The 12,807-nt window shown below is 65.1% G+C and carries 11 protein-coding genes; 2 read left to right on the plus strand and 9 right to left on the minus strand.

From position 1 onward, the window contains the following. Positions 1-15: 15 nt before the first annotated feature. From P0R31_RS03445 to P0R31_RS03455, 3 genes are all read right to left on the minus strand, one after another. Positions 16-1,560: an SPOR domain-containing protein gene (locus P0R31_RS03445; protein ID WP_275512860.1), complete on the minus strand. Its 1,545-nt coding sequence runs from the start codon at positions 1,558-1,560 to the stop codon at positions 16-18. 140 nt (positions 1,561-1,700) lie between these two features. Beyond that, positions 1,701-3,491, minus strand: a complete 1,791-nt coding sequence (gene argS / locus P0R31_RS03450; RefSeq protein WP_275512861.1) for an arginine--tRNA ligase — start codon at positions 3,489-3,491, stop codon at positions 1,701-1,703. Positions 3,492-3,500: 9 nt separating this feature from the next. Next, complete coding sequence (locus P0R31_RS03455; RefSeq protein ID WP_275512862.1) at positions 3,501-4,709, minus strand: deoxyguanosinetriphosphate triphosphohydrolase; 1,209 nt, start codon at positions 4,707-4,709, stop codon at positions 3,501-3,503. A 110-nt stretch (positions 4,710-4,819) separates the two neighbouring features. On the opposite strand from P0R31_RS03455, the gene erpA reads away from it, so the two are divergent. Further along, positions 4,820-5,149, plus strand: a complete 330-nt coding sequence (erpA, locus tag P0R31_RS03460; protein ID WP_024342679.1) for an iron-sulfur cluster insertion protein ErpA — start codon at positions 4,820-4,822, stop codon at positions 5,147-5,149. A gap of 5 nt (positions 5,150-5,154) precedes the next feature. On the opposite strand, the gene P0R31_RS03465 is transcribed toward erpA, so the two are convergent. After that, positions 5,155-7,464 (minus strand): ATP-binding protein, encoded by a 2,310-nt coding sequence (locus P0R31_RS03465; RefSeq protein ID WP_275512863.1) that lies wholly within the window; start codon positions 7,462-7,464, stop codon positions 5,155-5,157. A 153-nt stretch (positions 7,465-7,617) separates the two neighbouring features. On the opposite strand from P0R31_RS03465, the gene xth reads away from it, so the two are divergent. Next, positions 7,618-8,415 carry an exodeoxyribonuclease III gene (xth, locus tag P0R31_RS03470; RefSeq protein WP_275512864.1) on the plus strand — a complete coding sequence of 266 codons (798 nt, stop codon included), beginning with the start codon at positions 7,618-7,620 and terminating at the stop codon, positions 8,413-8,415. 63 nt (positions 8,416-8,478) lie between these two features. Here the strand turns inward: xth and P0R31_RS03475 are convergent, their stop codons facing one another. The 5 genes from P0R31_RS03475 to P0R31_RS03495 all read right to left on the minus strand — a co-directional run bounded on the left by P0R31_RS03475 (position 8,479) and on the right by P0R31_RS03495 (position 12,723). Beyond that, the gene (locus P0R31_RS03475; RefSeq protein WP_275512865.1) at positions 8,479-9,306 is read right to left on the minus strand and encodes a tetratricopeptide repeat protein; all 828 of its coding nucleotides are present in this window, start codon (positions 9,304-9,306) and stop codon (positions 8,479-8,481) included. Next, on the minus strand, positions 9,293-11,014 hold the full coding sequence (ilvD, locus tag P0R31_RS03480; RefSeq protein ID WP_275512866.1) for a dihydroxy-acid dehydratase: 1,722 nt from the start codon (positions 11,012-11,014) through the stop codon (positions 9,293-9,295). Before ilvD ends, P0R31_RS03475 begins: the two co-directional genes overlap by 14 nt. Before the next feature lie 748 nt (positions 11,015-11,762). Beyond that, positions 11,763-12,020, minus strand: coding sequence for a hypothetical protein (locus P0R31_RS03485; protein ID WP_036044359.1), 258 nt, complete (start codon positions 12,018-12,020; stop codon positions 11,763-11,765). A gap of 162 nt (positions 12,021-12,182) precedes the next feature. Next, complete coding sequence (locus tag P0R31_RS03490; protein WP_275512867.1) at positions 12,183-12,395, minus strand: hypothetical protein; 213 nt, start codon at positions 12,393-12,395, stop codon at positions 12,183-12,185. Positions 12,396-12,546: 151 nt separating this feature from the next. Beyond that, positions 12,547-12,723 carry a hypothetical protein gene (locus P0R31_RS03495; protein WP_275512868.1) on the minus strand — a complete coding sequence of 59 codons (177 nt, stop codon included), beginning with the start codon at positions 12,721-12,723 and terminating at the stop codon, positions 12,547-12,549. Positions 12,724-12,807 lie beyond the last annotated feature (84 nt).

Consider the following 12,807-nt stretch of genomic DNA (forward strand, 5'->3'; position numbering starts at 1 on the left):
TCAAGGAAACGGCCGTTAATTCCTCTGGACGAAGCAGGCAGACAGGCCTGCGGACTTCAGGTTGTTGCAGGCCTGCGTCGCTTCCTCAGCCGAACCATAGGGACCGGCGAAGGCGCGGTAGACGACTCCCTTGCCCTTGTCGGTCAGATCGACCCGCTTGATGACCGGGGACCGCGAGCCGAGCACGCTGCCGTATTTGCTCTGAAGCACCCGGTAGGACGCGGCGGCGCTGTCCTCGCTCTGCTGCGAGGAGACTTGCACGATGTAGCCGCCACCGCTGCTGGTGGGCGCGATCTGCGTCGGGTTGGTCGCAGCCATCCGCTGCGGCGGCTCGGCCGCCGGGGACGATTGCGGCGCCAGCGACATCGGCTGGTTGGCGCTGGCATTGGCCGAGGTCGGCGGATTGCGCGGCGCGGCGGGCGCAAACGGCGTGGCAACAGGCTTCGGCGCCGCGGGCGCCGGCTTGGCGGCGGCCGATTGCGGCACGGCGCTATCGGTCTGATCGCCCTTCACCGCAACGGTCCTGATCGCGCGCGGCGAATTGTTCGGCAGCGTGCCGTTGCTCGGGCTCGGACCCGCGCTCGGCGGCGGCACGGTGGATGGCGACACGCTCGCCACCGAGGGCGGGTTCGCATTCTGGTTCAGCGGCGGGAACACCACGCGCGGCCCGCCCGCCTTGGCGTTGACGTCGACGGGCGCCTCCTCGCGCGGCACGATCTTTTCGGTGCCGTCACCGCTGACCATGCGGTCCGGTACCTTGGCCGCGGAGTCCGTCGGCGCCGGCACGATCTTGGTCGGCGTGTTGTCGGCCTTGATGATCGGCGGCTCGCCGCTGCGAGGCGAGCCGATATAGGTCTTGTAGGCGAACGCGGCTCCGGTGCCGACCACGGCAAGCGCCAGGATCGCCGCGACCGTCATCATGCCGCCGCGCTGCTTCTTCGGCTCCTCGACCTCTTCCTCGGGATAGTCGCTTTGGTAGGCGTAAGGGTCGTCGGGATAGGCCGGCTCGCGCTGATAGTCCTGCTTGCCCGTCTCCAGCCGACCATACAGCGCATCGTCGTAGCGCGACGGATCGGGCTGCGCATACGGCTCCTGATAGGACTGCTCCTGGTAGGCCTCACCATGCTGCCGATAGGCCTGCTCCTGGTGAGCCTGATCTTGATAGGTGTCCTGATAGGCCTGGGGCTGCTGAACGACAGGCTCGGGCGCGGCAGGCTTGGCCGCGTAGCGATGCAGCGGGTGGACCGGGCTTACGGTGACCGGATAGTCAGGCTCCGGCGCGGGTGCCGGCTGCGGTTGCACGTTGGCACGCCGCATCCATGAGGGCGGCGACGGTGCCTGCTCCGCGTAGTCCTGCTGATCATCGAGCTCGCGGTAATCGTGGTCCTGATAGCTCTGGGCGGGCGCCGCCGGCGGACGCGACTGCGCTGCAAACGGATCGGTCTGCCCGATCAGACGGGCGAGCTCGGCCAACGGATCGCTATCCGCCTTCCCATGCTGGTCGCCGCCGCGACCATAGTCATCGGAAGGAAACGGTCTGTCCTGATATCGTTCGGCCATCGTGATGATGCGTCCCTTCGGGAAAGCCGCGCGCCCCTCGACCAAGGCACGGCTTTCGACCCACAAGGCTTTCAACCAAGTCTAAGCGATCCGGCTTCTGCCGGTTACCCCCGAATTCCCCTTAAGTAGTTCGCCCCAAACTACCGCATCTCGTCCGGGGCATGGACGCCGAGGATGGCGAGGCCCGATGCCAGGACCGAGACGACGCCCTGGACCATTGCCATTCGCGCCTTTGTAAGATCTGCATCATTATTGATAATGAAGCGTAAATAGGGCAAATCGCGCCCTTTCGTCCAAAGTGCATGAAATTCGCTGGCTAAATCATAGAGATAAAAGGCAATTCGGTGCGGCTCATGGGCCGCGGCGGCAGCTTCCAGCATGCGCGGATAAATTGCGAGGCGCTTAAGAAGATCGAGCTCGACCGGGTCCGACAGCCGTTCCACCGCCGACTCAGCGAGCCATGCGATCCGCGCGCCGGCATCCTCTGGGAGTTCCGGGAACACCTCGGCGCGGGCATTGCGGAAGATCGAGTGACCGCGGGCATGGCCGTACTGGACGTAGAACACCGGGTTGTCGCGAGACTGTTCCATGACCTTCGCAAGGTCGAAGTCCAGCACCGCGTCGTTCTTCCGGTACAGCATCATGAAGCGGACGGCGTCCTGGCCGACTTCATCCACCACTTCACGCAAGGTGACGAAGTCCCCGCTCCGCTTGGACATCTTCACCGGCTCGCCGTTGCGCAAGAGCTTCACGAGCTGGACGATCTTGACGTCCAGCGATCCCTTAGCCGACGTCGTTGCCTTCACCGCCGCCTGCATGCGCTTGATGTAGCCGCCGTGATCGGCGCCCCAGACGTCGATCATCTCAACAAAGCCGCGGTCGAACTTGTTCTTATGATAGGCGATGTCGGAGGCGAAGTAGGTGTAGGAATTGTCCGACTTGATCAGCGGACGATCGACGTCGTCACCATAGGCGGTCGCCCTGAACAGCAACTGCTCACGGTCTTCCCAATCCTCGACCGGCGCGCCCTTCGGCGGCGGCAGGCGGCCTTCGTAGATGTCGCCTTTGGCCTTCAGGAAGTCGATGGTCTCGGCAACCTTGTTGTTGCCGGTCTCGATCAGGGAACGCTCAGAGAAGAACACGTCGTGGCGGATGTTGAGGGCGGCGAGATCGTCCTTGATCTCGTCCATCATCATCGCGATCGCCTTGGCGCGCACGGTCGGCAGCCACTGGGCCTCGCTCATCGCGAGCAGCTTCTCGCCATGCTCCGTCGCCAGCGCCTGCCCGACCGGCTTGAGGTAGTCGCCGGGATAGAGCCCTTCCGGGATCGCGCCGATGTCCTCGCCGAGCGCTTCGCGATACCTCAGGAAGGCTGAGCGCGCGAGCACGTCGACCTGGGCGCCGGCATCGTTGATGTAGTACTCGCGCGTGACGTCGTGGCCGGCGAACTGGAGCAGGCTCGCCAGCGCGTCGCCGAACACGGCGCCGCGGCAATGGCCGACATGCATCGGCCCGGTCGGATTGGCGGAGACGTATTCGACATTGACCTTGGCGCCGCCCCGGATGCGGCCGTATTCGGCACCCTCGCGCAGCACGGTGCGCAACGCCTCAGCCCAGGCGGCCGGCTTCAGCGTCAGATTGATGAAGCCGGGGCCTGCGACATCGACCTTGGCGATCAGCGCATCCGTGCGCAGCCGTTCGGCGATCTGCTCGGCGAGATCGCGCGGCTTTGCCTTTGCCTCTTTCGCAAGCACCATGGCGGCGTTGGTCGCCATGTCGCCATGGGAGGCATCACGCGGCGGCTCGACCACGACGCGGGAGAAATCGATGCCCTCGGGCCAGCTGGAATCCGCCGCAAGCGCACGGCAGACGCCGTGCACGCGTGCGAGCACGTCGGCGAACAGATGCAGCGATGAGGATGTCTGGGGCATGGCCGCCGCCTAACGCAAATCCGGGGTCGAGTCAAAGAGCCGCTGGTGCTCGGTCAGGGCGAAACGGTCGGTCATTCCGGCAATGAAATTGCCGATCCGGCGGGCCCGGTCGCCCTCGTCGTCCGCCTCCGACCCCAGCAGCCATTCCGGCGGCAGCTCGCTGGGGGATTTCAGGTATTTTGCGAACAGGTCAAACAGGATCTGCTCGGCCTCGCCCATCACCCGCATCACCCGCGCGTGGCGGTACATGTGCTGGTAGAGGAAGGACTTGATGGCGGCCTCTTCCTCGGCCACCTCGGCGGGAAACGCGACCAGCGCCCGGCCCTGCCGGCGCACGTCCTGGGCCGATTGGGGCTTCACGGCAGCGAGGTTCTTCCCTGTCTCCGCAAACACCGCTCCGATCAGGTGCGAGATCAGCTCGCGCACCAGCTCGGCACCGCGCCGGACGTCTTCGAGATCGGGATAATGCGCCGCAGTCTCGGCGATGATCTCCGCCGTCAGCGGCATCACCTTGAGATCGTCGAGCTGGAACAGGCCAGCGCGCAGGCCGTCATCGATGTCATGGGCGTCATAGGCGATGTCGTCGGCGATCGCGGCGACCTGCGCCTCCAGCGAGGCGAAGCTCCACAATTCGAGATCGTAGGTCTTGACGTAGTCGGCGATCCCGACGGGAACGCCATGCTCGCGGTAGCGCCCGGCCGGAGCGCCGCTGCGATCGGTCAGCGGCCCGTTGTGCTTGACGATGCCCTCCAGCGATTCCCAGGTCAGGTTGAGCCCGTCGAACTCGGGATAGCGGTGCTCGAGCGAAGCCACGACGCGCAGCGTCTGGGCATTGTGGTCGAACCCCCCGAACTCCTTCAGGCAGGCGTCCAGGGCCCGCTCCCCGGCATGCCCGAACGGCGGATGACCGAGATCGTGCGCGAGCGCGAGGGTTTCAGTGAGGTCCTCGTCCAGCCCGAGCTGCCGGGCCAGCGCCCGGGCGATCTGCGCCACCTCCAGCGAATGGGTCAGCCGGGTGCGGTAATGGTCGCCCTCGTGGAATACGAACACCTGGGTCTTGTACTTCAACCGGCGGAAGGCGGTGGAATGGATCACCCGGTCGCAATCTCGCCGGAACGGGCTGCGGGTCCGGCTCGGGGGTTCGGCGACCAGCCGGCCGCGGCTGCGATCGGGATCACAGGCATAGGGCGCGCGGGGGGCTGCCATTCCGACGGACACGGCGAATTTAGTCCCTATCCATTTGATTCTGCGTATGGTGGCACTTAACTATGTCGGGCGCGGGATACCAAATGAATTGGGTATGACTGCGGGACTATCGGAGACGAACGATGACGACTGCCGTGACCATCAGCGACCGGGCCGCACGCCGGATTGGGGAGATCCTCAAGGGCGAAGGTTCCGGCGCGATGCTGCGCATCTCCGTCGAGGGCGGCGGCTGCTCGGGCTTCCAGTACAAGTTCGACATTGACCGTGCCCGCACCGACGACGATCTCGTGATCGAGCAGGACAATGCGGTGGTGCTGGTCGATTCCGCCTCCCAGCCGTTCCTGGCGGGATCGCAGGTCGATTTCGTCGACGATCTGATCGGCGCCTCGTTCCGCGTCAACAATCCCAACGCCACCGCGTCCTGCGGCTGCGGGACGAGTTTCTCGGTCTGACGGGCCTACGTGCCCGTTATCTGCCTTTCCTCGTCCGTCCACTCCACCTCGTCCGGCATTAGCTCCGGCTGCAGCGGTGCGTCCCCCGACATGACGTGGCCGTCCAACGCACCCAGCAGCGCCGTGACCAGCGCCGGCTTTCGCAGCGGCTTGGCCAGGAAGTCCGACATGCCGGCCTCGCGGCAGATCTTGATGTCCTCGGGGAAGGCATTGGCGGTCAGCGCGACGATCGGCAAGGCATCGAAGCGCCCGCCCAGTGCGCGGATCGCGCGGGTGGCGGCGAGCCCGTCCATGTCGGGCATGCGCACGTCCATCAGCACGACATCGTAATTGCCTTCGGAGGCAGCCGCGACGGCTTCGGTCCCGTCGGCGACGACACGCTGCTCGATGTCGAAAGCCCCCAGCATCTTGCTCACGACCATGCGGTTGACGGCATCGTCCTCCGCGACAAGCACCTTCAGCGGCCGGTCGAGGCCGGCGATCCGGGCTTTCAGGTCATCGGCTTCGTCGCGGCCGCCAGCCTGATCGGAGGCCTGCGCCTGGCTCCAGGGCAGCACCAGGGTGAAACGGAAGGTCGAGCCCTCGCCCGGCGTCGAGGTGACGCCGATCGTGCCGCCCATCTGCTCGATGATCCGCCTCGAGATCGCAAGGCCGAGGCCCGTGCCGCCGAAGCGGCGGCTGATCGAGGCATCGGCCTGGGCGAAGTCGCTGAACAGCAGGCCGAGCTTGTCGGGCGCGATGCCGATGCCGCTGTCGGTCACAGTCCATTCGACCGTCGCCAGCAGGTCGCGTCGCGCCTGGCAGGTCGCCGATATCGTCACCTCGCCCTCGTCGGTGAACTTCACCGCGTTGGAGGCGAGATTGAGCAGCACCTGGCGGATGCGCGCGACGTCGCCGCGGAGCGTCGGGGGCAGGTTCGGATCGAGTTCGACCTTGATCGTGAGCCCCCTGCTCCTGGCGCCCGCGCGCACCATTGTCGCAACCGTCTCGACCAGAGCCTGCGGCGCAAAGTCGATCGCCTCGAATTGGAAGCGGCCGGCTTCCAGCTTGGAGAGGTCGAGAATGTCGTTGAGGATGCGCTGGAGATTGTCGCCGGATTCGCGGATCGTGGTGACGGCATCGCGCTGCTCCGGATCGAGACTGGTTTCGAGCAGCATGCTGGCGAGCCCGAGCACGCCGTTCATGGGCGTGCGGATCTCGTGGCTCATCACCGCCAGGAAGTCGGACTTGGCGCGGCTTTCGGCCTCGGCCTTTTCCGCGCGCCAGCGCTCGGTGACGTCGCGTCCGAAGCCGCGATAGCCGAGGAAATGACCGTCACGATCATGGGCCGGCTTCGCCGTCAACGACCACAGCCGGGCCTCGCCGCCTGCGACGACCTTGAGATTCATCTCGTGCAGCGGCTCGGCCTGCTCCATCAGGCCGATGATGTTGTAGGCGGCGCTCTTGTCCTCGGGACAGAGCATGTCGAGCACGTCGGCGAAATGCGAGCCTTTCAGGAGCGGAAGCGGCAGCTGCGCGACGTCGGCGAAGCGTTGCGGCACGTCGACGAGGCGTCCCTCGGCATCGGTCTGCCACAGCCAGTCGCTGGCGTTCTCCTGAAAGTCCTTCAGCAGCAGCGAGATGATCTCGGTCTTGCGCTCGAGCTCGAGCTGGGCCTTGAGATTGCCGAGGAAGAGGTTGCCCTGGGAGACGATGTTGCGCGCCATGAAGAACGCGAACAGCAGCAGGAACACGGCGGTCACCAGATATGGCCCCGTGCCGCACAGGAGCAGCGCGCCGGCGCAGGCGATCGTCATGGTGGCGAGATAGACGAGGCCCGCGCGCGGGAAGGTCGAGAGCGTGAAGGCGCCGCCCGACATCATGCCGACCATCAGGCAGGCCAGGAGCAATTGGCTGGTCGGCTCGATGCGGCTGAACAGAGCGAGCGGCAGCGCCCCCCAGATCGCGGCGAGAAAAAACGCCTGCCGCAGCGTCTGCCGCGCCGCGCGGGGCGAAGCCTCCTGCGGCGGGCTCTGATGCGACTTGTGCCACGCGCGCACCGCGAGCGAAGCGGTAGCGGCGAGCGTCAGGCCCCAGATCGCCAGGAAGTCGTTCCAGCCCCTGCCCCAGAACAGGATCAGCACGATGGCGACATTCAGCATCGTCACGGCCATCGTCACGGGGATCAGCTGGGTCACCGCGTCGATCTGCTTGGCGCGGATGCGGCGGATCTCGCGCTCGCTGAGGCCGGCGGTCAGACCGTCCTCGATCTCGAAGCCGCCGAGCCAATACAGAAACGCGCCGATCAGGCCGTCACGCGGCTGAGTTCGATTCATCGCCTTGTCCGGCCATCCATCCGAGGAACCTCTCGACGATCAATGGCCTGCGGCCTGCTTAGGCCGGGTTAATTTTGTGGGAGATTTTGCAGCCGGCTTGACGGGTGCGTTTGCATTTTGTTCTAACCAAGACCCCCGCCCGGAGCCCTTCCAATGCCCATCAGAGTAGCCACCTGGAACGTGAACTCGGTCCGGCAGCGGATCGATCTGCTCCTGACCTGGCTGAAGGAGTGCCAGCCGGACATCGTCTGCCTGCAGGAGATCAAGTGCGTGGACGAGGCCTTTCCGCGGCTGGAGATCGAGGCGCTCGGCTACAACGTGGTGACGCACGGGCAGAAGACGTTCAACGGCGTCGCCCTGCTCTCCAAGCTCAGGTTCGACGAGACCAAGTCGGGCCTCGCCGGCGACGACGAGGATACCCATGCCCGCTTCCTCGAAGGCGTAGTGACGCTGAAGCGAGGGGTGCTGCGCATCGCCTGCCTCTATCTGCCCAATGGCAATCCGGTCGGGACCGATAAATATCCCTACAAGCTCAAATGGATGTCGCGGCTTCTTGATTATTCGAAGGAGCGACTCAAGGAGGAGGTCCCGCTGATCCTGGCCGGCGACTTCAACGTCATCCCGCATGCCCGCGACGTGCACAATCCGGCCGCCTGGACCGAGGACGCGCTGTTCAAGACCGAGACGCGCGAGAGCTTCCAGTCCCTGCTCGGCCTCGGCCTCAGCGACGCCTTGCGCGCCGTCACCGACGAGGGCGGGCTCTACACGTTCTGGGATTACCAGGCGGGCGCCTGGCAGAAGAACCAGGGGCTGCGGATCGACCACCTGCTGCTGTCGCCGCAGGCCAGCGACAAGCTCGCCAATGTCGGCATCGACAGCTATGTGCGCGGCTGGGAGAAGCCCTCGGACCACGTGCCGGTGTGGGCGGATATCGACCTCGAGGCGGCGTAGCCATCAGATTGGTCATTCCGGGGCGATGCGAAGCATCGAACCCGGAATGACAATGTCATGCGCCTATTCCCGACGCCCCTGCACCCATTGCTCCAGCATTTGCAGGGCCATGGCGCGGTCGTCGTCGGAGGCCTTGGCGAAGGCGCGGTTGTAGCTTTCCTTGATCCAGACCTCGTCGGCACCGGCGCTGTCGCGTGCCAGCGTCAGCCACATCAGGCCGCGCGCGGCCTGCCGCGGCAGGCGGTCGCCGTTGAACAGCATCTGGCCGAGCAAGGCCTGGGCCTGATGCTGGCCCTTCTGCGCGGCGAGGCCAAGCCAGCGCGCGCCATAGCGGTAATCCTCGCGCGAGGCGTCGGGGGTCTTCAGGTACAGACGGGCGAGGTCGTACTGCGCGTCCGCGTTGCCGAAATAGGATGCGGCATAGGAGAACATCTCGCGGGCGCGGTCCGGGTCGGCCTTGACCTTCGAATTCGGGATGCCGGCCAGATAGTAGCGGCCGAGCGCGACGAAGGCGTTGGCCACGATCTGCGCCTGCGGCGCCGAGGGGCTGTCCTCGGCATGCGCGTTGGCGATCCGGCTGAAATATTCGAAGGCACGCAGATCGTCCTGGGCGACGCCGTCGCCGTTGGCGTACATGCGGCCGAGCTTCCACTGCGCGATGGGGTGGCCGCCCTCGGCGGCATATTGCAACGCGCTGAGCGAGGCTTCCTGGGTTGCGACCTGCGGCGGAACCTTGGTGCGCACCGCACCCGCAGCGCCGGGCAAGGTCGTCACGACCGGGATGGTGGCGTCCTTCGGGTTGACCGGCGCACCGTCGAAGGCGAACGCCGGCGCGGCCAGCGCAGCCGCCCCCAACACAAACGCAACTTTGGCACGCCTAAATGTCCGCATAGCACTGTTTCTCGTGCGCGCCGCCCGGATGGGTCACTGCCCCCCCGAGCGCCGGTCCAACCTGCTGAGCATATTTCCAGAGCGCACCCGACGTGTGGTTAGTCGCGCGGGCGCTCCATTTGGTTCTGCGCTGGGCGAGCTCGGCGTCGCTCAATTTTACGTTAAGGGTACCGGCCACCGCGTCGATCTCGATGACGTCGCCGTCCTCGAGCAGCCCGATCGGGCCGCCGACCGCCGCCTCCGGCCCGACATGGCCGATGCAGAAGCCGCGGGTGGCGCCGGAGAAGCGGCCGTCGGTGATGAGCGCGATCTTGCCGCCCATGCCCTGGCCGGTCAGCGCTGCCGTGGTCTGGAGCATTTCCCGCATGCCGGGACCGCCCTTCGGCCCCTCGTAGCGGATCACGATGACTTCGCCTTCGCGGTAGGTGCGGTTCTGGACCGCCTCAAACGCATCCTCCTCACGGTCGAAGCACCTGGCCGGACCGGTAAACCTGAGGTTGGACATTCCCGCGACTTTCACGATCGCACCTTCTGGCGCCAAATTGCCCTTCAGGCCGACCACACCGCCTGTCACGGTGATGGGCTTGTCTGCCGGGTGCACCACGTCCTGGTGCGGATTCCATTTCACGCTCTTGAGATTTTCGGCGATCGTGCGGCCTGTGACGGTAAGGCAATCACCGTGCAGGAAGCCGTTGTCGAGCAGCGTCTTCATCAGAAGCGGGATGCCACCTACTTCAAACATGTCTTTGGCGACATAACGGCCGCCCGGCTTCAAATCCGCGACATATGGTGTCTTTTTGAAGATTTCGGCGACGTCGAACAGGTCGAACTTGATGCCGACCTCGTGCGCGATCGCCGGCAGGTGCAGCGCAGCATTGGTCGAGCCGCCGGACGCGGCGACCACGGCGGCCGCGTTCTCCAGCGCCTTGCGGGTGACGATGTCGCGCGGCCGGATGTTCTGGGCGATCAGCTCCATCACCTGCTCGCCCGCGGTCATGCAGAAGGCGTCACGAATCTCGTACGGCGCCGGAGCACCGGCCGAGTACGGCAGCGCCAGCCCGATCGCCTCGGAGACGGTCGCCATGGTATTGGCGGTGAACTGCGCGCCGCAGGCGCCGGCCGAGGGACAGGCGACGCGTTCGATCTCGTCGAGGTCCTCGTCCGACATGGCGCCGACCGAATGCTTGCCGACCGCCTCGAACATGTCCTGCACAGTGACCTGCTGCCCGCGGAAATTGCCGGGCAGGATCGAGCCGCCATAGATGAAGATCGAGGGCACGTTGAGGCGGACCATCGCCATCATCATGCCCGGCAGCGACTTGTCGCAGCCGGCAAGCCCGACGAGCGCGTCATAGGCATGGCCGCGCACGGTCAGTTCGACCGAATCGGCGATGCATTCGCGCGACGGCAGCGAGGAGCGCATGCCGTCATGGCCCATGGCGATGCCGTCGGTCACGGTGATGGTGCAGAATTCGCGCGGCGTGCCGCCGGCGGACGCGACGCCCTTCTTCACCGCCTGCGCCTGACGCATCAGCGCGATGTTGCAGGGAGCAGCTTCGTTCCAGCACGAGGCGACTCCGACGAAGGGCTGGTGGATCTGCTCGGTGGTCAGACCCATGGCGTAGAAGTAGGACCGATGCGGCGCGCGCGCAGGGCCTTCCGTCACGTGACGGCTCGGCAGCCTTTGCTTGTTGATCTTCGCGCCCATCGCAACCAGCTTCCCCGGCCAACCCTTTCAGACCCGAAAAATCAGAGCCAAGATTTGAATCGACCTTGGGATTTTCTCGTCGCCTTCGAAGACCGCCACTGCCCTTAAAACATTAGAGCGATTTTATTCATGTTCGGGTGTGGCCAAAAAGCGGCGGCGATGCGAACCGCCGGTGATGAGGGTTAAATCCGATGTAGGTGTTGCACAGGCAGCACAATCGTTACCGGGAAGACACGAGTTTGCTTACGTGGATACCTCGCCAAAATGACGATCCACAACCTGAGATCTTTCGGAAGGCACAGAACATCCGATCTGAAACGACGGACGGGCATACCGGAAGTGAGTCGCCCTCGGCCCGTCGTGGAGCGAGGCGCATCGCTCCTGTCCCGGACTAGCTGCAGCGCGCAGAGCGTTGCGGCGCAGAGCCGGGAGTTTTCCCGGCCCTGTCGACGGAGCCGGAAACTTACAGGCGAGACGAAGCCTAGCAGCGCCGTCCGTCCGCACGAAGCCTCGGGCTCACGGAGAGCAATCCGCCTTGCCCTTGGCATCTCGTACACGACGCTGCCGCGTCCACCGCAAGCCCGGCTCGCGACAATGACGACCGCATGGTCGCCCCTCGAGATTGAGCCACCATTTTCGAATTAAAGCAGAATATTTTAGCGCGGATGGATTGACAGAGAAGCGAAACAGGCTGGTCCCTGACAGCCGGCAGCTCTCACCTGGAGCCGGGCACCGGCGATACCAATCATCAGGACCGCCCGCGCGAACGTTGCGCCTGAGCCCAGGCGACAGCGACGTCGCGTGGCGGGACATCGACGCGCTTGATGGGGGTCAATTCGCCGGAGGCCGAGACGATCGCCGTTTCTTCGCGACGGCAACGCGTACAAACGAAGCGGACCTCGTGCGGCGACGCCGACCAGCTCGACCGTTTCACATTGGCCGCCATCGGCCAGGCATCGCAATGCGAACACGACACCAGAAATCGACCGGGATCGAGCATACCCATTCCATGGACTCCGCGTCCTGCCGCCTCCCTTCAATGATTAATCCATGTGAATCGTTCCGGTGCTCCAACACCTCCGGCCCTGGCTCGGGACCGCTCCCGGTTCCCGCATGCGCGGGCTGCGATTCGGTCGCGATCGCTGCAAGGCAGAGACGGCGATCCCCCTCAGCGAGCGCCCTTGAGGGTACAGGAGGTCGTGCAGGTGACCGTCGTGCCGCGGTCGCACGTCTTGCAGGCGCTGACGCACTGGTTCATGTCGCGTGGATTGTAGCTGTAGTTGCGCAACGGACACGCCGGCGCCGTCGAGCCGGTGATGTCCTGCTCCTGATCGCAAGCCGCCGTCATAAGCGCGAATATGATTACTGCAACGAGGCGCATGGGATTGCCCTGTCAGACATGGCAAATCACACTCACGAGGCGCGCTGCATTGCAGCGAACCCCGGCCTTCCCACCAACGAGCGTCGCGGACCGGCGATGCTCGCTTGCTGCAAGGATGCGCGCCAAACGTTAAGAACGGATTTCAGCCGGCTCAGGCCGCCGCCGTCATCGCGATCGCCTGCCGGATATTGACGGCCAGCTGACGGTACTCTTCCCCCAGCTTCAAATAGAACTCGCGCTTGCTGCTGTCGGTGGCGAGCTTGGCGATCAGCTCGCATTCGGCGGTGAGCGTCTCGAACCGTTCCAGCCTGTCCTCGAGATGTGTCATCGGCGTGTCCCCATCAGACGCCTCATGGACATCCAACCTAAGCCCGGGAAATAGGTCACGGCGAACATCGTTATGGAGTAGCAT

The organism is Bradyrhizobium yuanmingense (genome assembly GCF_029167105.1).
Classification (GTDB): domain Bacteria; phylum Pseudomonadota; class Alphaproteobacteria; order Rhizobiales; family Xanthobacteraceae; genus Bradyrhizobium; species Bradyrhizobium yuanmingense_A.